The organism is Pseudomonas sp. BF-R-01 (assembly GCF_019946615.1).
GTDB classification, from domain to species: Bacteria; Pseudomonadota; Gammaproteobacteria; order Pseudomonadales; family Pseudomonadaceae; genus Aquipseudomonas; species Aquipseudomonas migulae.
Map to the genome: position 1 here is coordinate 61,802 of NZ_JAGYFX010000009.1, position 18,910 is coordinate 80,711.

Here is an 18,910-nt window from a genome sequence, read left to right on the forward strand (position 1 = left end):
GAAAAGTGTCAGCCCATCATGTCCTTGATCATGCGCTCCTGCTCCATCAGCTCCCGTTGGCGGGCGTCGATACGCGATGACAACGGGAAGTTGGTCCCGGCCTTGCGCTTGGCGAAGTCCAGTTGCTGAATGGCCTGACGGTAGTCGCCAACCAGCGCAAAGTACTCGGCGCGCGCCTGATGCAAGCCGATGATGTTGCCTGAAAGGCCACGGGTTTCCGCCACCATGTACCAGACATCCGGATCATCGGGACGGCTTTTGAGCAGGTTCTCCAGCGCTTTTTCCGCTTCGGGCGCCCGGTTTTGCTTGAGCAGCAAATCGACGCGCACCTGATTCAGTGGATAGTTGCCCGGATACTGAGTCAGCATCCGGTCCACCCGGGTTTGGGCGTCTGGCAGGCGGTTGTTGGTGATGTCCAGATCGATCTGCGCCAGGTTGTAGATGATCTCGTTTGGCGACTTGGCCAGCAGCAACTTGAGATTTTCCCGTGCTTCGTTCAGTTGGCCGCCCTTTATCTGGGCGATCGCCAGGCCATAACGCGCAACGTCGTTTTTCGGGTTTTCATCCAGCTGTGCGCGGAAGCGCTTGGCGCCCAGGCCTGGGGTTTCTTCGTAGATCAGCTGGACTCGCGCACGAATCAGTTGATAACGCATGCTGTCTTCAATGCCGCCGGGTTTGGCCTGCTCGGCGCGGTTGCGGGTGTCGGCGATACGCGATTCGGTCACCGGGTGAGTCAGCAAGAACTCCGGTGGCTTGGCGTCGAAGCGGTATTGGCGCGCCAACCGCTCGAACATGGTTGGCATCGAGCGAGGGTCGTAACCGGCTTTTTCAAGGTTGAGGATGCCGATGCGGTCGGCCTCTTGCTCGTTCTGGCGCGAGAAACGTCGTTGTTCCTGAATCGCTGCCGCCTGCGTGCCCGCAATAGCCGCGATCCCGGCATCACCGGCACCGGCAGCGGCAATCACGATCCCGGCCAGCAGTGCGGCCATCATCGGCACCTGCATGCGTTGTTGCGCTTCGACGCCACGGGCAAAGTGGCGCTGCGACAAGTGAGCCAGTTCGTGAGCGAGTACCGAGGCATATTCGCCTTCGGTCTGGGCATTAAGGAACAAACCACCGTTGACCCCGACGATCCCGCCCGGTGCCGCAAAGGCGTTGAGCTGCGGGCTGTTGATCAGGATGAACTCCAGACGCCGGTCATTGACCTGGCTGGTCTCAACCAACCGGTAGACGCTGGACTCGACATAGTCCTTGAGTTGCGGGTCATTGAGCTGGTCAACCTGACTGCGCAGCAGCGCCAGCCAGGCGCGGCCCAGCTGATATTCCTGTTGTGGAGAGACGATTGCAGAACTGGCGTCACCGAGTGACGGCAGGTCGTCGGCGAAGCCCGGTGAGGCGAGCAGGCAAGCGAGCGTCAGCAGGGTAGGGCGCAAAAAAGTCATGCACAAAGCCTTAGTCGACAAAGACCTTACTGTAGCCGGACAGTACGCTTCGGACCAGATATTCTAAGCCGCTCGACCACCTGACCCGGAGTAACGCAATGACCGACGCTGTAGCCCATGACGCCGAACTGGACGCCAGCGGCCTGAATTGTCCGTTGCCGCTGCTCAAGGCCAAGATGGAACTCAACAAGATGGCCAGCGGCGCGGTACTCAAGGTGATCGCCACCGATGCGGGTTCGCAGCGCGACTTCCGCACCTTTGCCCGTTTGGCCGGTCATACGCTGCTTCGTGAAGAAGATGAAGCGGGCGTTTACCGCTACTGGCTGAAAAAAGCCTGAAAATTGCTGCGTTCGTTTCTAAGGATTATTGATGTTCAAAGTGTTACGCGACTGGATTCAGCGCTATTTCTCCGATGAAGAAGCGGTGGTGCTGGCGGTCCTGCTGTTTTTGGCATTTACCGCCGTGCTCACCTTGGGCGGCATGCTTGCGCCGGTGCTCGCCGGGATGGTGCTGGCGTATCTGATGCAGGGATTGGTGGTGACACTTGAGCGCCTGCGGGTGCCGGGCGGGGTGGCCGTCGGAGCGGTCTTTGCCTTGTTCATGGGCGTTTTGCTGGTGTTCATTATTGTCGTGGTGCCGTTGCTCTGGCACCAGTTGATCACCTTGTTCAACGAGTTGCCCGGCATGCTCGCCAAGTGGCAATCACTGTTGTTGCTGCTGCCCGAGCGTTATCCGCACCTGGTGTCCGACGAGCAGGTGTTGCAGGCCATCGAGGCCGCGCGCGGCGAGATCGGCAAGTTCGGCCAATGGGCGCTGACGTTCTCGCTGTCGAGCCTGCCACTGTTGGTCAACATCATGATTTACCTGGTGCTGGTGCCAATCCTGGTGTTCTTCTTTCTCAAGGACCGGGAAATGATCGGCCAGTGGGTTCGCGGTTATCTGCCTCGTGAACGCGCGCTGATCACCCGTGTTGCCCACGAAATGAACCGGCAGATCGCCAACTACATTCGCGGCAAGGTCATTGAGATTTTCATCTGTGGTGGCGTGACCTACATCGCGTTTGTCGTGTTGGGGCTCAACTACGCAGCACTGTTGGCGTTGCTGGTAGGCGTGTCGGTGGTGGTGCCCTATGTCGGGGCCGTGGTGGTGACCGTGCCGGTGCTGCTGATTGCGTTGTTCCAGTGGGGCTGGAGCGATCAGTTCATCTATTTGATGGCGGTCTACGGAATTATTCAGACGCTGGATGGCAATGTGCTGGTGCCGCTGCTGTTCTCGGAAGCGGTCAACCTGCATCCGGTGGCGATCATCTGCGCGGTGTTGTTGTTTGGCGGGTTATGGGGATTCTGGGGGGTGTTTTTTGCGATTCCGCTGGCGACGCTGTTCAAGGCCGTGCTGGATGCCTGGCCTCGGAAGGAGCCTGTTGTGGCACCGTTACTTTAATTGTCCGTCTTGAGGGCCTCTTCGCGGGCAAGCCTCGCTCCTACAGGGGGCTTGGGTACGACTCAAAACCTGTAGGAGCGAGGCTTGCCCGCGAAGGCGCCAGAACAGGCGCCATCAAAATCAGGCTTTGTTCAATGCCTGTGCGGCAGCCAAAACAGCATCCACATGCCCCGGCACCTTCACGCCGCGCCATTCCTGACGCAGCACACCGTTCTTGTCGATCAAAAACGTGCTGCGATCAACACCCATGTATTCCTTGCCATAAAGCTTCTTCAGCTTGATCACATCAAACAGCTGGCACAGCGCCTCTTCCTTGTCGCTGATCAGCTCGAAGGTGAACGCTTGCTTGGCCTTGAAGTTCTCGTGAGATTTCAGGCTGTCGCGGGACACGCCGAAGACTTCGGTGTTAGCCGCTTTAAAGGCATCGAGCTGATCGCGAAAGCCCTGGCCCTGGGTCGTGCAGCCCGGCGTGCTGTCCTTCGGATAGAAGTAGATCACCACTTGCTTGCCTTTAAGGCTCGCGAGGCTGACGGTCTGTCCGCTGGTGGCGGGTGCTTCGAAGTCGGCAACCGGTTGGTCGATGGCAACGGCCATGAAAGCTTCCTTACATTGGGTTTTGTGGGCGCCACGGTTCGATCAGGGCATCCAGGTTCAGCGCGTCGGCGAAATCCAGGAACTGGTCGCGCAACCAGCTGATCTGCACGCCAGCCGGCAAGGTCACGGTGAACGTGGCGTTGAGCATGGTCCCGCCGGTTTGCGGTGCCTGATAGGTGTCACAGGTCAGGTTTTCCAGCTCGACGTTGTGGTCCATGAAGAACTGGCACAGTTCGTTGATGATGTCCGAGCGGTAAGCCGAGCTGACATAGGCAACGTACGGCAGGGCCTGGGGACGGTTCTCCAGCGCCGCGCTGCGCACCACGTTGACCGTGAAGGCGTGCTTCTTGGCGAGGCTCGGCAGGCTGCCTTCCAGGCGCGCCAGGGCGTCCCAGCTACCGGAGATCTCGAGGATCAACGCACTGCACTCGCCGTGACGGGTCAGGCGAGAGGTGACCACGGCGCAGCGGTTTTCATGGCTGGCGCGGCACAGGACGTTAGTCAGCTCCATGGGGTTGGCGCCGAGGGCACTGATGACAAGGAATTGTTCGCGAACTGTGGGGGTGGACATGCAGCATTCCTAAAGCGATGAGCGGTCGATACTTCTACGGGCTTTTATTACCGGGGGCGAGCCTGCGGATGCGAATTCAGAAAACCCGAGCCGGAAGGTTGCAACGTGCTCCATTAAGGCAAGAGCGAAGGGTGGCAACGCTGGATCGGGGCTTGTGATGCCGAAAATGGAGGCTGAAACCCGGCGTACGAGCTTGTCAGTACCGATCAAAGTCTGAAGGGTAGCGAAAAGCAGCGCCAAGGGGAATGGCAGCAGCGCAGTACTTCGCTTGTACAAGCATCTTGGCGCCAGTACCATTACGGCTCTCTTTTTCCGGCAGGAGCGGTTGCATGATTGCGGGCAGTATGGTGGCACTGGTCACACCCATGGATGCACAGGGTCGTCTCGACTGGGACAGCCTGAGCAAACTGGTGGACTTTCACCTGCAAAACGGCACCCACGCCATCGTGGCGGTCGGCACGACAGGTGAATCGGCCACGCTAGACGTGAACGAACACATCGAAGTGATTCGTTACGTGGTCAAGCAGGTTGCAGGGCGCATTCCGGTGATCGCCGGTACCGGCGCCAACTCGACCCGCGAAGCCATCGAGCTGACCACCAATGCAAAGACCGCCGGCGCCGATGCTTGCCTGCTGGTGACGCCGTACTACAACAAGCCGACCCAGGAAGGTTTGTACCAGCACTTCAAGGCCATCGCCGAAGCCGTCGACATTCCGCAAATCCTGTACAACGTACCGGGCCGTACGGCGTGTGACATGCTGACCGAAACCGTGATCCGCCTGTCGACCGTGAAAAACATCATCGGTATCAAGGAAGCCACTGGCGACCTGGCCCGTGCCAAAGCGATCATCGACGGCGTCAGCGAAGACTTCGTGGTGCTTTCCGGCGACGACGCGACAGCGGTCGAGCTGATCCTGCTCGGCGGTAAAGGCAACATTTCGGTGACCGCCAACGTTGCCCCGCGCGACATGGCCGACCTGTGCAACGCTGCTCTGAAAGGCGATGCCGTCACGGCCCGCGCGATTCACGAAAAGCTGATGCCGCTCAATAAAACCCTGTTTATCGAATCCAACCCTATCCCCGTGAAATGGGCACTGCATGAAATGGGCTTGATGCCGGACGGTATCCGTCTGCCGCTCACCTGGCTCAGCGCTGCCTGTCACGAACCGCTGCGGCAGGCCATGCGCCAGTCCGGCGTACTGGTTTAATTGAGGAAGCACTACGCATGAAGCGATTGGCCGGACTTTCCGCACTTGCCTTGATTATCTCCAGCACCAGTGGCTGTGGATGGGTCTGGGGCCCGGAAGGTTATTTCCGTGACCGTGGTAGCGATTACCTGGAAGCGCAACAGACTGCACCTATGCAATTGCCAACGGACGTCAGCACTGCCAAGCGTCTGGATCCGCTGCTGCCGATCCCGCGCAACGTGGCCGATGACACCGTCAAGGGCGAATACATCGTGCCGCGTCCGCAGCCGCTGTCCGCTGCTGCCGACGCCAGTGCCTACTCGCTGCAGAAGAGCGGTGATTCGAGGTCGATCCTGGCCCAAAACCCGCCAGCCGAAGTCTGGCCAGTGGCTGTGCAGTTCTTCCAGGACAACGGTTTCCGTCTGGATGAACAGCGCCCGCAAACCGGCGAGTTCACCACCACCTGGCAGCATTCCGACGAACTGTCCGCAGCGATGGCCAAGCGCCTGAGCGCAGCCGGTGTCGGCGCCGACAGCGAAACCCGCGTGCGGGTCCGTATCGAGCCAGGCGTGCAGCGCAACACCAGTGAAGTCTATGTGGTCAGCGCCGAGCGTCCTGCCGGCAGCACCGCCGATGTGGCCTTCACCAACCGTTCGGTCAACACTGGCCTGGACGCAGCGCTGGTCGACGACATGCTGGCAAGCATGAGCCGCACGTCGGAGAAGGGCGGTTCGGTCTCCATGCTGGCCTCGCGTGATTTTGATGCGCCAAGCCGTGTCAGCCTGAGCGAAGACGGCAGCGGCAACCCGGTTCTGAACGTCGGCACCGACCTGGATCGTGCCTGGTCGAGCGTCGGTCGTGCGCTGGAGCAGGGCGAATGGCGCGTTGAAGACATCAACCGCAGCCTGGGCCTGTACTACATCAACCTGGCCGAAAAAGCCGAGAAGAAAGACGAGAAGCCTGGTTTCCTCAGCGGTTTGTTCGGCAGCAAGCCGGACAAGGAAGAAGTTGAAGCCCGTGCCGAGCGTTATCAGGTTCGCCTGAGCAAGGTAGGCGATACCGTTCAGGTCACCGTCGAGAAAAACATCAACACCGTGGCGCCGGCTGACGTGGCGCGCAAAGTGTTGAGCGTGATTCAGGACAACCTGGGCTGATCACATGCGTTTTGCCGTTCTCGGCAGCGGTAGCCAAGGGAACGGCACGCTGATAGCCAGCGCTGATACGTATGTGCTGGTGGATTGTGGTTTCTCCTTGCGGGAAACCGAAAAACGCTTGCTGCGCCTGGGTGTGAACCCGGCGCAGTTGAGCGCGATACTCGTAACCCACGAACATGCCGACCACGTGCATGGCGTGAGTTTGCTGTCTCGGCGCTACAATCTGCCTGTCTACCTCAGTCGCGGCACCCTGCGCGGGATGCGCAAACCGATTGAACCGGCCGGCCTTCTGGCTGGCGGCGAGCAACTGCAGATCGGCGCACTGAGCATCGGCGTCATTGCCGTGGCCCACGATGCACAGGAGCCGACGCAATATGTGTTCAGTGACGGTGAGCGGCGCTTCGGCCTGTTGACCGACCTGGGCTCGTACTGCAACAAGGTGCTGGACGGCTATCGTGACCTCGATGCGTTGATGATCGAGGCCAACCATTGCCGTGACATGCTGGCTCGCGGTCACTACCCGTACTTTCTCAAGCAGCGGGTGGGTGGTGAACTGGGACATTTGAACAACCACCAGGCGGCATTCCTGGTGTGCGAGTTGGGCTGGCAAGGCCTGCAACACCTGGTCCTGGCCCATCTGAGCAGCAAGAACAACCTGCCGCAGCTGGCCCGGCAATGTTTTGTCGACACCCTCGGGTGCGACCCGGACTGGCTGCAACTGGCCGATCAAGATTCAGGGCTCGACTGGCGACACATCGCCTAGCCCACCTACTTAGCAAGCGGAGCCCATCATGGAAAAACGTGAAGAACTCTACCGCGGCAAAGCCAAATCGGTTTTCAAGACCGATGACGCTGACCGCTTGATCCTGCTGTTTCGCAACGACACCTCGGCGTTCGACGGCAAGCGCATCGAGCAGCTCGACCGCAAAGGCATGGTGAACAACAAGTTCAACGCCTTCATCATGCAGAAACTCGAAGCAGCCGGCGTGCCGACTCAATTCGACAAACTGCTGGGCGACAACGAATGCCTGGTGAAAAAACTCGACATGATCCCGGTCGAGTGCGTCGTGCGTAACTACGCCGCCGGCAGCCTGGTCAAGCGCCTGGGTGTCGAAGAGGGCATGAAGCTCAACCCTTACACCTTCGAACTGTTCCTGAAGGACGACGCCAAGGGCGACCCGTTCATCAACGAATCCCACGTCGTGGCGTTCGGTTGGGGCACCGCCGAGCAACTGGTTCGCATGAAAGAACTGTCGCTCAAGGTCAACGAAGTCCTGAGCAAACTGTTCGACGACGCCGGCCTGCTGCTGGTCGACTTCAAACTCGAATTCGGCGTGTTCTCCGACGGCTCCATCGTCCTGGGCGACGAGTTCAGCCCGGACGGCTGCCGTCTGTGGGACAAGGCCACCGGCAAGAAAATGGACAAGGACCGCTTCCGTCAGGGCCTCGGTGACGTCATCGAAGCCTACGAAGAAGTCGCCAATCGTCTGGGCGTACCGCTTTAATCGACGCAAGCATCTGATAGCACGGAAAAAATTTCGCTTTGGGGGTTCGCTTCCGGCAAAAGTGTTGTTATGATGCGCGCCGTTGGAGAGATGCCAGAGTGGCCGAATGGGACGGATTCGAAATCCGTTGTACCTTCACCGGTACCTAGGGTTCGAATCCCTATCTCTCCGCCATTACATAGAAAAAGCCCCGTAGCTGAATAAGCTACGGGGCTTTTTCGTTTCTGTAGATTTTTTAGTGCGTTTTTTAGGGGGCGCCTAGAAGTAAGTACTAGGCGTCGGTATTCAGCGGTGGCCACCTCGTCAACACCTTGACAGCAGATGTACGTTCGTACGCATCTCTCGGATTTTGCCTACAACTGCGCCGAGAGTCCCGCCGATATTCTTGTGGCCTTACAAAAACAGCTGAATCCCGGATGTGAAAACGCCGCTTTCCAGTCTCTGGAAAAGCGGCGTTTTTGCACATTTATTGGGAGTCAGCTCACGCATCGGCGACATTGCTAGCCGCTGCCAAACCTTGTTTGGTATCATGAGTTAATACCATGAATAATAAACAGCTCAGTACGCTCAGAGCGGTCTTCTCAAGGCCGGCGCCCAACACTCTGGAGTGGGCCCGTGTCGAGTCCTTGCTGGGCGCAGCAGGGGCCAGAACCATTGAAGGCAACGGATCGCGGGTACGTTTTGAACTCAACGGTGTGGTCGCAACTTTTCATCGGCCCCACCCAGACAAAGAAGCCAAGCCCTACCAGGTGCGTGATGTTCGGGCTTTCCTTGAACAAGCAGGAGTTATCCCGTGAACGTTATGAATTATCAGGGCTACGCCGCCCGGATCGAATACAGCGATGAAGACAGCCTGTTTGTTGGCCATATCGCCGGTATCAAGGATGTCGTTGGGTTTCATGGCGAGTCAGTCAGCGAGCTTCGCGCAGCATTTGAAGAGGCCGTCACAGATTATCTGGAGACGTGCGCCAAGCTCGGCCGCTCCCCGCAAAAACCCTATTCGGGCAACCTCAGCCTGCGTCTCGCACCAGCACTTCACGCAACAGTCGCTGTTAAAGCACAGCTCGCTAACAAGAGCATTAATCAGTGGGTGGCTGATGTTCTTGATCGCGAGGCACATGCCTGACGAGTTCATGCGGTGCTGAGCTCTATTCTGTGCAATTGGGGTGGAGCTTAAAAACAGCCGTGAAGCTGCTCAATCAGAGCAGCTTCGTATTAGCCCGCCAATCTTACGGCTGTGAGTAACCCAGTTTCCTCTTGATCAGCTCGTAGACATCCCTGTGTGTGGAGTTGTGCAAGGTTTTGTCCTTGCAGGCGGATGCCAGTAATGTTTTGACCTCTTCCTTCGCATGAGGGTAAAGGCCTGCGACGTAGTCGGCTTCATGGGCTTGGGTGCAGTTGAAGTGTTTGTCGTCTTTTGCTTTATCTCTAGCCATTGCAGAGGCTCCTTTTGAGTTCGCATGATTGTCGGTGGTCAGGGCCTTTTCGCCCTGCACGTCGCAGAGCTTAGGGGCCAAGCCTGATGTCGCCAGGGGCTTGGACAAATCAGGAAGGGGCTGTCAGACGATGCCGGAGTCTGCCTTTGCACTAAACAAAAAAGCCCTGCAGGCGTAAACCTGCAGGGCTTCTTGGTCCGACTGGCCATCTCATTCAGCCCCGTAGCTTATTCAGCTACGGGGCTTTTACGTTTTCGGAGAAGTGAAAGGCTCAAGGTCTAGCCCCGAACCCGATGCTCCGTGAACTCGTAGTCCTCTTGGCAGTCGGCAGTAGGATCTTTGACGGTGTTCACGTAGTGAACAGTGTTTCCGTCCAGCATTTTGTAGTTATAGATTTCCGGAGTACGAACGCCGTCTGTTTTAAGCTCATTCTTGCCATTGGCCGCAGACCATGACCCGCGCTCGGTTTGAATGGGCCTGGTTTGTTGCGCATCTTTGAAGAACGTAATCGAGAAGCGACCATTGGGTTCGAAATGGGTATTCCACGACAGGAACTGACATTTCCCGCTTTCTTCGCGCATTCCTTGCCATGAGCCGACGAGGGATTGGTCAGTGGCTGGACTCTTCGACGTACATGCACTTAGCGCTGTGGTCAGAAGGATTAGAGAAAAAGTGATGCCCCGTTGCATGTACAGCTCCATTTGATGTGTTTGTGTAGGATCCGGCAGCCAATCGGCGTAAGAAAGATAAACCCCTTCTTGAGAAAAGTGACTCCCCCGAGTCAGTCTATTTAACCTGCGCCCTATCCATTGGTTGCCCCGTGAACCAAGGCTTCTTCCCCGAAATATCCCCTGACATTGCAAAACCTCGCCGCCCAAAAACCTCATCTACTCTGGTTTCGCAGGTCACTGACCTGCCGTTATCAGTCATCGCAAGGAGCGATCAATGTACTTCGAGATTTACAGGCAAACCCGTGGCACCCCGCACACCGGCAAAGGTCAATGGCGGTGGCGTTTACGGGCGGGGAACAATGAAACGATTGCCAGCGGGGAGGCTTACGTCAACAAGGCGGATTGCGTGCATGCCATCAGCCTGATCAAGGGCACTCAGGATCAGACCCCGGTGAAGGAAATCTAGGCCTCGAGCGGTGAAGCTGCTCAATCAGGGCAGCTTCGTTTCAAGCAGCCTTGCAGCCCGATCAAATGCAAACTGCTTGAGTCGCATAGACGCCCGTTGCGACAGCTACCTAAACTGTCAGCAGATTTGGGGATTGGGGGCAGTGGATGAATCGCAACGAACTACGCAAGGCGGATATCAACCTGATGGTGGTGTTCGAAACCTTGATGCTCGAACGCAACGTTACCCGTGTGGCGGAGAAGTTGTTTCTCGGGCAGCCAACCATCAGTTCGGCGCTCAACCGCCTGCGCACGATGTTCAACGACCCGCTGTTCATCCGGGTTGGCCATCGAATGGAGCCGACCGCCCGGGCCGAGGAGCTGATTCAGTATTTGTCGCCGGCGCTGGACTCGTTGTCGGTGGCGTTAAGCCTGACTCATGATTTCGACCCGACCGTCAGCACCATGACGTTTCGTATCGGGCTGTCGGACGATGTCGAGTTCGGCCTGTTGCCGCCGTTGCTGCGTGCCTTGCGTCAGGAAGCACCGAAGGTGGTGTTTGTAGTGCAGCATGTCGATTACTGGCGAATTCCCGATTTGCTGGCATCCGGCGACATCACCGTGGGTATCAGCCAGACCCGGGGTCTGCCGGCCAATGCCAAGCGCAAATTGTTGCGACACATCCAGCCCAGGATCCTGCGCGCCGATGCGTCCGACACGCCACTGACCCTCGATGAATATTGCTCGCGCCCGCACGTGCTGGTGTCGCACACCGCCAACATCAGTGGTTACGCTGACGAGTGGCTGGCGGAGATCGGGCGTACACGCCACGTAGTGTTATCCGTGCCGCAATACAGTTCCTTGCCAGCCTTGCTCGCCGGAACCGATCTGATCGCCAGCCTGCCGGATTACACCGCCGAGGCGATGGCGGCATCCGGTCAGTTGTTCATGGAACCTTTTCCGTTCAAGACACCGACGCTTGACCTGTCGATGGTCTGGCTCAGCCACGTCGACACCGACCCCGCCGAGCGCTGGTTGCGCTCGCGACTGGAGGCGTTCATGAGTGAGCGCTTAGCGTCGCCGCCGTCCCGGTGAGCAGGACCACTCTGTGTTATATGTACGACCTTTCCGCCTACTTTCAGGAGCCACGTCATGCCTCACCTGCACATGGAATACACCGCCAACCTGCCTGATTTGAACGCCGACGTGGCGTTGATCCGGCTCAACAATACGCTGGTGGCTTCCGGTCAGTTTGCTGCCGAATACGACATCAAAAGCCGAGCGGTGAAGGTCGAAACCTTCAAGGTCGGTACTGCATTGGCTGAGCGGGCATTTGTGCACGTGAAACTGGCGTTGTTGAGTGGCCGCTCGCCGCAGATCAAAAAGCAGTTATCCGAAAGCCTGCTGGCGGTGGTGCAGGACTTGTGTGAATGGCCGGCGGGGGTTGAAGTGCAGTTGGCTGTAGAAATCCTCGACATCGATCGGGAGTCCTACAGCAAAGTCGCCATCAACAACTGAGTCTCAGGCAGTGGCCTGTTCAGTGCAGGCCTTGACCACTTGTTCACGCAGCCAGGTATTGGCGCTGTCCTGATCGGCGCCTTGACTCCATTGCATGTCGAGGGTGAAACCCGGCAAGCCGTTGGGCGCTTCGCAGTGATTGAAAATCGCCTCGCTGGCCAGTAAGTGCTGGATGCGTCGGGGCAGGGTAACGATGAAGTCGGTGCCTGTGATCATTTTCAGCGCTGCGCTGTAGCTGTTGGAGCGTGCGACGATTTGCCGTTTTTGCGCTTGCTGCGCCAGCCAGCCGTCGACCATGTTGGTGGTCGATGTCCAGGGTGTAGGAAACACGTGCCGGCGTTCGGTGAAGGCTTGCAGACTTAAACGCGGCTCCAGCGGCGTGGCGCGTTTATCGAAGACGCAGACCAGATCGTCCTCCAGCAGCATGCGGGATTTGAAGTCGGTGTGACTGCGATGAAAATTCGGGCCGAAGCAAATCACCAGGTCGAGACTGCCGTCGCGCAGTTCTTCGGCCGGGATGTCGGTTTCGAACTTGTGCATGTTGACCATCACCGGTAAGTCGGCGAAATCAAAGCTTTTCAATAAACGAGGCAGGATTAACTGCTCGAAGTATTCGGGTGCGCAGATGTTGAAGGTGACCGGTTGCAGGGTAGGGTCGAACGCCTGTGCCCCGGCGTGACAGAGGTTGATACTGTCGAGGATTTTCAGCACGTGGGTGTACATGGTGCTGGCTTTGTAAGTAGGGCGCATCCCCGCGCGGGTGTTGATGAACAATTCGTCTTCGAATCCGCTGCGTAGCTTTTTCAGGCAATAACTGACGGTGGACTGACTGACGCAGAGTGTTTCGGACACTCCGGTGACGCTGCTTTGTTCATACACGGCGATAAACACCATGAGGTCCTGCATGTCGAGTTTTCTAAGCAAGTTACTGTTCAGCATCCATTCCATCTCGCTGTGATCCTTGCGCTGACTGAGCGCAAACTCGTGCGAATGATCCTAGCGGAACGATGGTCCCAGGAGAATGCCTTGTGGGAAGTTTCCCTTTTAGTTGTGAGGCAGTGCCAAATGCATGGTGCGACGACTGGACATCAATAACGCCAGCATGCCGATGCCTACGAGTACCGCACCGACGATTTCCAGCGGCATCGGCGATTGACGCCACCAGAACCAATGAAACAGCGTGATGAACAGCGTGCTTAGGTAAATGTACGAAATGACCGATGAGGGGGCGATGACGCCGATGGCCCGGTGCAGCAACCAGAAGGTCGCCAGGGTGGCAAACAACGCCAGGTAAATCAGCCAGTAAAAATCATTCAGGGTCAGCAACGATGCCGATCGCCAGCCTCCACTGACCCCACAGAACACCAGCAGGAACGACGCACCGAACAGCATGTTCCAGAAGGTCATGCCTACCGGGCCACGACCCTTGAGACTGCTGGTTTTCAGCCGCTGACTCAGGGGCGAATAGAGCGCCATCGCCAGGCAACCGAGCCCGTACACCGACACCGCATAGAACGACGGCAACTCGCCGGCCCCAGTGCCTTTCAGCACCAGCATCACGGCCCCGGCGGCCGCAATCAACATCGGCAATACCCGTTGTTTCAGGCTGCTGTCCGGCATCAACACGGCTTCGAAAAGCAGGGTCAGCAACGGCACCAGCGTGAACATCGTGCCGGTGTTTACCGCGCTGGTGTAGCGCAACGCTTCGAACAGCGAGCCAAAATAAACCGCCAGCAGCAGGCCGAGGACGGCATGGCCGAATAACCCGCGTCGATTCATGGCGGTGTCGCCCTTGATCAGCAGCAACGGCAAAAACACCAGGGCGCAAAACAGCAGGCGCAAGCCGGTCAGCAGGACCGGATCAATGGCCTGACTGACCTGCGCCGCTGCGGAAAACGAAGCAGCGATCAACAGTGCCCAGAGCAGCATGCCAGCGTGGGCGGCGGCGAAACCGGTGTGTTTCATGAGGGCGCTTCCGGGTCAGTGAATGTGGCGGGCGTAGTGCCGCGGGTTGAAGCGCAGGACCATCAACATCATCAGCACCATGACGCCGGTGAGCGACCACCAGGCCCATTCGAAACTGCCGAGTTGATCGCGGATGATCCCGGCAATCAGCGGCGAGAGGCCGGCGATCAGGTAGCCGATGCCTTGGACGAACGCCGTCAGCCCGCCTGCACGTTGCGGGTTGTCCAGATGATCCAACGACACGATCAGGCTCATCGGGAACAGTCCGCCGATGCCCAGCCCCAGCAGGCACGGCCACAACAGACTCAGGTGTTGCGGGCTCACTATCAGCCCACAGAAACCGGCCATGATCAGCGCCAGCAACACCATCAGCACCAGGCGACGGTCACTGCTGCGGTTGGCGATCGCAGGCGTCACCAGGCCGGACAGTACTTCCATGGCCGTGAGGAAACCTAACAACAAACCGGCGTTTTGTTCGCTCCAGCCTTTTTCCATGTAGTACGGCGCCAGCCAGGCCAGCACGCAGGTGTAGGACGCTGTGCCCAGACCAAAGAAGATGGCGAGTAACCAGGCGCGGGAATTGGCGGAGAACGATCTGTTTCGTTGCGCATGAGCGGGCAGTGCCGGCATCGCCGCACGTTGGCCGAGCCAGAAGAGTAGCGCCACCAACGCCAGGATCGACCAGATTGCCAGGCCTCCCCGCCAACTGTCGGTGCGCATCATCACCAGCGGCGCGAAGGACGCGGCGAGGGCCGCGCCACCCATGATCGATGTGACGTAGAGGCCCATGCACACGGAAACGTTGTCGCTGAAACGCGACTTGATCAGCGTCGGCATCAACGCCTGAATCAGCGCGATACCGACACCTGCCAGAACGGCGCTGAGGATCAGTTCGGCCGCGGAGTCGAGGAACAGGCGCGACACTGTCGCCAGGCCGATGATCAACAACGACACCACCACCGTGCGCTGTTCGCCAAGCCATTGGCTGACGCTGAGGCCGAAGAACATCGCCAGTCCCATGGCCATCACCGGCAGCATGGTCAGCAGCGACGCCAGGCTGAAACTCAGCGGGATGTCGCCGCGAATCGCCGAGAGCAAAGGGCCGACCGCGGCCATGGACGGGCGCAGGTTCAGGGCGACGAGCATGATGCTGATCATCAACCAGAAGGCAGGGCGAGAAGTGGCGCGGACGTTTTCCATCGATTGGACCTTGAATGACAGGGCCCGATTAGGCGCGAGCGGCCCGGAAGCCGCAAATCAGAAAGTCCGTTGCGGTATTTAAAAATCAAATACCTCTGCCGCAACGCAGAACCCTGTAGGGGCGAGACCGGCTTGCCGGCGATAGCAATTTTTCATTCAATATTTATGTTGCCTGACTCTCCGTCATCGCGAGCAGGCTCGCTCCTACAATGGTTTGTGTGGCGGCAGCCACATTGGGTATAGGGTGGCTGGTTGATTGTTTAGCCAACCCACAACCAAAGTTCTTCAAATCCCGATTTAACGACTTAACCAGCCATGTGACGCTGCTGCTCATCTGTCTACTGCGGTCTTCTTTATGGACGATTGTCCAGTCGCACTTCCTTCCGAACTCGCCTTCTGGGCGTTGTGGCATTGCCGTCACGCGCGCCCACCGGATTCCTGCCTTTCCCGTTGATTGTTCCTACAGGTCCTGCGCTGTGCGCCGGGATCAAACCGGCAGCGCCTGCGCGTTTGCCTGACGCGGAAACAAGAGAATTCCTATGAGTTGTGCCACGACCTCCTTCGCCACGAAACAAGAAGCCCTGACTTTTCTGGAACAGAATCCGGATATCGAGATGTTCGAGTTGTTCATCCTCGACAACAACGGTGTGCCACGGGGCAAGTTGTTGCATCGCGATGAACTGCTGGCGGTCTACGAAAGCGGTCGCCCCCTGCCAAGCACTATCCTGGGCCTGACCATCAACGGCGATGACGTGGAAAACTCGGGTCTGGTCTGGGACGTGGGGGATATCGATTGCCGGGCCTACCCGATCAGCGGCAGCCTGACGCGCATGCCATGGCGATTGATTCCGACGGCGGCGGTGCAGGTCAGCATGCACCCGAAGGAGGGCATGCCGGCGACCATCGCCGACCCGCGGCACCTGTTGGCGAAGGTGATCGAAGGCTTGCAGGCGGACGGCTATTACCCGGTGATGGCCGCGGAGCTGGAGTTCTATCTGCTGGATCAGCAGCGCGACAGCAACGGCCGGCCGCAACCGGCGCGGGATGTCGATGGCGGGCGCCCGCGCGCAACTCAAGTCTATGGTTTGCGTGAACTGGAGCAGATCGAGCCGTTTCTGGCGGATCTCTACAACGCCTGCAAACTCCAGGGCATTCCGGCACGCACGGCGATTTCCGAGTACGCGCCGGGGCAAGTGGAAATCACCCTTGAGCATCGCACCGACGCCTTGCAGGCGATGGACGAAGCCGTGCGCTACAAGCGCCTGGTCAAGGGCGTGGCGCACAAGCACGGGATGACCGCGTGCTTCATGGCCAAACCGTTCGATGACCTGGCCGGCACGGGCATGCATATGCACGTCAGCCTCGCGGACAAGGACGGCAACAACCTGTTCGCCAGCGAAGCCGCAGACGGTACGCCGCTGCTTAAACAGGCGGTTGGCGGGATGCTCAGCACTTTGCTCGATTCGTTGTTGCTGTTCTGCCCGAACGCCAACTCCTACCGTCGCTTCCAGACCAACAGTTACGCGCCGCTGGCGGCCACCTGGGGCGTGGACAATCGCACCGTAAGTCTACGCGTGCCAGGCGGGCCGGCATTCTCGCGGCACATCGAACATCGCATTTGCGGCGCCGACGCCAACCCGTACCTGGCGGCTGCGGCGATTCTGGCGGGTATCCATCGCGGCATTCGCGAACAACTGGACCCGGGTGCGCCCGTGGAGGGCAATGGTTACGCCCAGGCCACGGAACTGCTGCCCACCGACTGGCTGACTACCTTGCGCGCACTGGAAGGTTCGGGCTGGGCGCGAGAGGCCTTTGGCAGAGAATTTCTGGGTGTTTACCTCGCGGTGAAGCGAGCCGAGTATCGTCAATTCATGGGCGAGGTCGGTGAGCAGGATTGGCGTTGGTACCTGAACCAGGCCTGAACCATTCTCAAATACATCTCAAGATGTAGTTAAACGCCTTAAGCCAACTAATCGTTGGCTTCTTTTTCACAAAAAATTGATGGTTGGCTACTTAAAATTAGTGCTGTCGCGGTCAATGAAATTTTCACATTGACCGACGGCACTTCTTTTCAGGAACAGCCGATTATCATGTGGAAACTCAAAGCCGTTCGCCCCGAGTGGGTGACGTTGATTGCCAGTGCCTTTTTATTGATAGGCTTTAATTTGGTGCTCTGGCAACATTTGTTTGAAATCACCGCGTTCGACGGTCAAGGCATCGTCATGCGTGTGGCTTTTGGCTTGATGATTCTGGCTGCTTTCAACATCGTATTGACCCTGCTGGCGTTCCGCCCGCTGTTAAAACCGGTCTTGACCCTACTCTTCATGATCAGCGCCGGGGTGGCGTATTTCATGGGGCAATACGGTGCACTTATCGACACCGGCATGTTGCGTAACTTTGCGCAAACCAATGCCACGGAAGTGCGTGACTTACTCTCGATAAAGTTACTTGTTTATATTGTTCTGCTCGGGGTTTTACCCTCTTGGTTGTTGTGGAAGACGCCAATTAATTACCGTCGCTGGCACCGTGAGTTGCTCAGTAAAGTACTGGTAAGTGTTGCGTCGGTGGCGGTGATCGGTGGCGTCGCACTGGTCAACTATCAGGGCCTGTCCTCACTGTTTCGCAATCACCATGAATTGCGTTTGATGGTGGTCCCGAGTAACTACATCGGCGCCTCGTTCAGCTACCTGCGTGAGCAAGTCGCTTCGGCCCATCAGCCTTTCGTTAAAATCGGTGAGGACGCCGAGAGAAATCCGACCTGGCAAGCGCACAGCCGCAAATCCCTGACCGTGCTGGTGGTCGGTGAAAGTGCCCGGGCCGAGAACTTCGGTGTGCTGGGTTATAACCGTGACACCACGCCAAAACTGGATAAAGAAGCCGGCCTGATTGCGTTCACCGATGTGCATTCCTGCGGTACTGAAACGGCCGTGTCGGTGCCCTGCATGTTTTCCAACATGGGCCGCAAGGACTACAACGCGAGCAAGGCCAAGAATGAAGAAGGCCTGCTGGATGTGCTCAAGCGTGCAGGCCTGGATGTGATATGGCGCGATAACCAGTCAGGCTGCAAAGGCACGTGCGACCGCGTCACCCTCGACGATGTGAGTAACCTGAAAGACCCGGTGCTCTGCGCCAATAGTGAATGCCGCGATGAAATTCTCCTGCAAGGTTTGCAGCACTTCATCGACACCCTGGATAAAGACACGGTATTGGTGTTGCACCAGATGGGCAGTCATGGCCCGGAGTATTTCAAGCGCTACCCGAAAGAGTACGAACGCTTTACGCCGGTGTGTGAAAGTAATGCCCTGAATAATTGCAGTCGCGAAAGTATCGTCAATGGTTACGACAACACCCTCGTTTACACCGACCACGTGCTGTCGACCCTGATCGATCTGTTGCGCAGCAACCAGGACAAAGTTGATACCGCGATGCTCTACCTGTCGGACCACGGCGAATCCCTGGGCGAATACAACCTGTTCCTCCACGGTACGCCTTACATGCTGGCGCCGGAGCAACAGAAGCATGTTGCGATGCTGGCCTGGTTCTCTGACAGCTATCAAAAGTCGTTCTCGGTGGACACACACTGCCTGCAATTGAGCCGTGAAAAGCCGCTGAGCCAGGACAACCTGTTCCATTCGATGCTCGGTCTGCTGGAGGTCAACAGTAAGGTCTACAACCAGGATCTGGACCTGTTTGCCGGCTGCCGTGGTGCGGTGATCGACGGCGTCTTGGCCAAAGAGTGAGGGTAACGACCTTTTTTTCACGTATCGGCCGCTAACCTGCGGC

General features: G+C 58.0%; 21 protein-coding genes and 1 tRNA gene. 14 read left to right on the plus strand and 8 right to left on the minus strand.

Going from position 1 to position 18,910, the window contains the following annotated elements; genetic code table 11:
* Positions 1-8: 8 nt before the first annotated feature.
* Entirely contained in the window at positions 9-1,442 is a 1,434-nt protein-coding gene (locus KGB27_RS06195) for a M48 family metalloprotease (RefSeq protein WP_008034920.1), read from the minus strand.
* Between the two features lie 98 nt (positions 1,443-1,540).
* On the opposite strand from KGB27_RS06195, the gene KGB27_RS06200 reads away from it, so the two are divergent.
* Together KGB27_RS06200 and KGB27_RS06205 are read left to right on the plus strand one after the other, a co-directional pair.
* On the plus strand, positions 1,541-1,780 hold the full coding sequence (locus KGB27_RS06200) for a sulfurtransferase TusA family protein (protein WP_008034921.1): 240 nt from the start codon (positions 1,541-1,543) through the stop codon (positions 1,778-1,780).
* Positions 1,781-1,811: 31 nt separating this feature from the next.
* Complete coding sequence (locus KGB27_RS06205; RefSeq protein WP_008034923.1) at positions 1,812-2,882, plus strand: AI-2E family transporter; 1,071 nt, start codon at positions 1,812-1,814, stop codon at positions 2,880-2,882.
* A gap of 120 nt (positions 2,883-3,002) precedes the next feature.
* Here KGB27_RS06205 and KGB27_RS06210 read toward each other — a convergent pair whose 3' ends face one another.
* Complete coding sequence (locus KGB27_RS06210) at positions 3,003-3,476, minus strand: peroxiredoxin (RefSeq protein WP_008034924.1); 474 nt, start codon at positions 3,474-3,476, stop codon at positions 3,003-3,005.
* A gap of 10 nt (positions 3,477-3,486) precedes the next feature.
* The gene (locus tag KGB27_RS06215) at positions 3,487-4,047 is read right to left on the minus strand and encodes a glycine cleavage system protein R (protein WP_008034925.1); all 561 of its coding nucleotides are present in this window, start codon (positions 4,045-4,047) and stop codon (positions 3,487-3,489) included.
* Between the two features lie 329 nt (positions 4,048-4,376).
* Here KGB27_RS06215 and dapA point away from each other — a divergent pair, with 329 nt between their 5' ends.
* The 7 genes from dapA (at position 4,377) to KGB27_RS06250 (ending at position 9,019) form a co-directional block, all read left to right on the plus strand.
* On the plus strand, positions 4,377-5,255 hold the full coding sequence (gene dapA, locus KGB27_RS06220; RefSeq protein WP_008034926.1) for a 4-hydroxy-tetrahydrodipicolinate synthase: 879 nt from the start codon (positions 4,377-4,379) through the stop codon (positions 5,253-5,255).
* A 17-nt stretch (positions 5,256-5,272) separates the two neighbouring features.
* Positions 5,273-6,388: an outer membrane protein assembly factor BamC gene (gene bamC, locus KGB27_RS06225; RefSeq protein WP_008034927.1), complete on the plus strand. Its 1,116-nt coding sequence runs from the start codon at positions 5,273-5,275 to the stop codon at positions 6,386-6,388.
* Between the two features lie 4 nt (positions 6,389-6,392).
* Positions 6,393-7,151, plus strand: coding sequence for an MBL fold metallo-hydrolase (locus KGB27_RS06230; RefSeq protein WP_223553597.1), 759 nt, complete (start codon positions 6,393-6,395; stop codon positions 7,149-7,151).
* A 28-nt stretch (positions 7,152-7,179) separates the two neighbouring features.
* Positions 7,180-7,893 carry a phosphoribosylaminoimidazolesuccinocarboxamide synthase gene (purC, locus tag KGB27_RS06235; RefSeq protein ID WP_008034929.1) on the plus strand — a complete coding sequence of 238 codons (714 nt, stop codon included), beginning with the start codon at positions 7,180-7,182 and terminating at the stop codon, positions 7,891-7,893.
* Between the two features lie 84 nt (positions 7,894-7,977).
* A tRNA-Ser gene (locus KGB27_RS06240) sits at positions 7,978-8,067 on the plus strand.
* A gap of 368 nt (positions 8,068-8,435) precedes the next feature.
* Entirely contained in the window at positions 8,436-8,690 is a 255-nt protein-coding gene (locus KGB27_RS06245; RefSeq protein ID WP_008036132.1) for a type II toxin-antitoxin system HicA family toxin, read from the plus strand.
* On the plus strand, positions 8,687-9,019 hold the full coding sequence (locus KGB27_RS06250; protein ID WP_008036135.1) for a type II toxin-antitoxin system HicB family antitoxin: 333 nt from the start codon (positions 8,687-8,689) through the stop codon (positions 9,017-9,019). The genes KGB27_RS06245 and KGB27_RS06250 overlap by 4 nt, the downstream gene beginning before the upstream one ends.
* Positions 9,020-9,122: 103 nt before the next feature.
* On the opposite strand, the gene KGB27_RS06255 is transcribed toward KGB27_RS06250, so the two are convergent.
* Complete coding sequence (locus KGB27_RS06255) at positions 9,123-9,329, minus strand: hypothetical protein (protein ID WP_008036137.1); 207 nt, start codon at positions 9,327-9,329, stop codon at positions 9,123-9,125.
* A gap of 278 nt (positions 9,330-9,607) precedes the next feature.
* Entirely contained in the window at positions 9,608-10,018 is a 411-nt protein-coding gene (locus tag KGB27_RS06260; protein ID WP_192228699.1) for a hypothetical protein, read from the minus strand.
* 256 nt (positions 10,019-10,274) lie between these two features.
* Between KGB27_RS06260 and KGB27_RS06265 the strand changes: the two genes are divergently transcribed.
* The 3 genes from KGB27_RS06265 (at position 10,275) to KGB27_RS06275 (ending at position 11,962) form a co-directional block, all read left to right on the plus strand.
* Positions 10,275-10,466 (plus strand): YegP family protein, encoded by a 192-nt coding sequence (locus KGB27_RS06265; protein WP_008034931.1) that lies wholly within the window; start codon positions 10,275-10,277, stop codon positions 10,464-10,466.
* Positions 10,467-10,612: 146 nt separating this feature from the next.
* Complete coding sequence (locus KGB27_RS06270; RefSeq protein WP_008034933.1) at positions 10,613-11,539, plus strand: LysR family transcriptional regulator; 927 nt, start codon at positions 10,613-10,615, stop codon at positions 11,537-11,539.
* A gap of 57 nt (positions 11,540-11,596) precedes the next feature.
* Complete coding sequence (locus KGB27_RS06275; RefSeq protein WP_192228700.1) at positions 11,597-11,962, plus strand: 5-carboxymethyl-2-hydroxymuconate Delta-isomerase; 366 nt, start codon at positions 11,597-11,599, stop codon at positions 11,960-11,962.
* Positions 11,963-11,965: 3 nt separating this feature from the next.
* On the opposite strand, the gene KGB27_RS06280 is transcribed toward KGB27_RS06275, so the two are convergent.
* The 3 genes from KGB27_RS06280 to KGB27_RS06290 all read right to left on the minus strand — a co-directional run bounded on the left by KGB27_RS06280 (position 11,966) and on the right by KGB27_RS06290 (position 15,127).
* The gene (locus KGB27_RS06280) at positions 11,966-12,901 is read right to left on the minus strand and encodes a LysR family transcriptional regulator (RefSeq protein WP_192228717.1); all 936 of its coding nucleotides are present in this window, start codon (positions 12,899-12,901) and stop codon (positions 11,966-11,968) included.
* A 105-nt stretch (positions 12,902-13,006) separates the two neighbouring features.
* Positions 13,007-13,927: a DMT family transporter gene (locus KGB27_RS06285; RefSeq protein ID WP_223553598.1), complete on the minus strand. Its 921-nt coding sequence runs from the start codon at positions 13,925-13,927 to the stop codon at positions 13,007-13,009.
* 15 nt (positions 13,928-13,942) lie between these two features.
* Positions 13,943-15,127: a cyanate transporter gene (locus KGB27_RS06290; RefSeq protein WP_223553599.1), complete on the minus strand. Its 1,185-nt coding sequence runs from the start codon at positions 15,125-15,127 to the stop codon at positions 13,943-13,945.
* Positions 15,128-15,666: 539 nt separating this feature from the next.
* On the opposite strand from KGB27_RS06290, the gene KGB27_RS06295 reads away from it, so the two are divergent.
* Both KGB27_RS06295 and KGB27_RS06300 read left to right on the plus strand, forming a co-directional pair.
* Positions 15,667-17,049: a glutamine synthetase family protein gene (locus tag KGB27_RS06295; protein ID WP_008034959.1), complete on the plus strand. Its 1,383-nt coding sequence runs from the start codon at positions 15,667-15,669 to the stop codon at positions 17,047-17,049.
* A 168-nt stretch (positions 17,050-17,217) separates the two neighbouring features.
* Entirely contained in the window at positions 17,218-18,867 is a 1,650-nt protein-coding gene (locus KGB27_RS06300; protein WP_223553600.1) for a phosphoethanolamine transferase, read from the plus strand.
* Positions 18,868-18,910 lie beyond the last annotated feature (43 nt).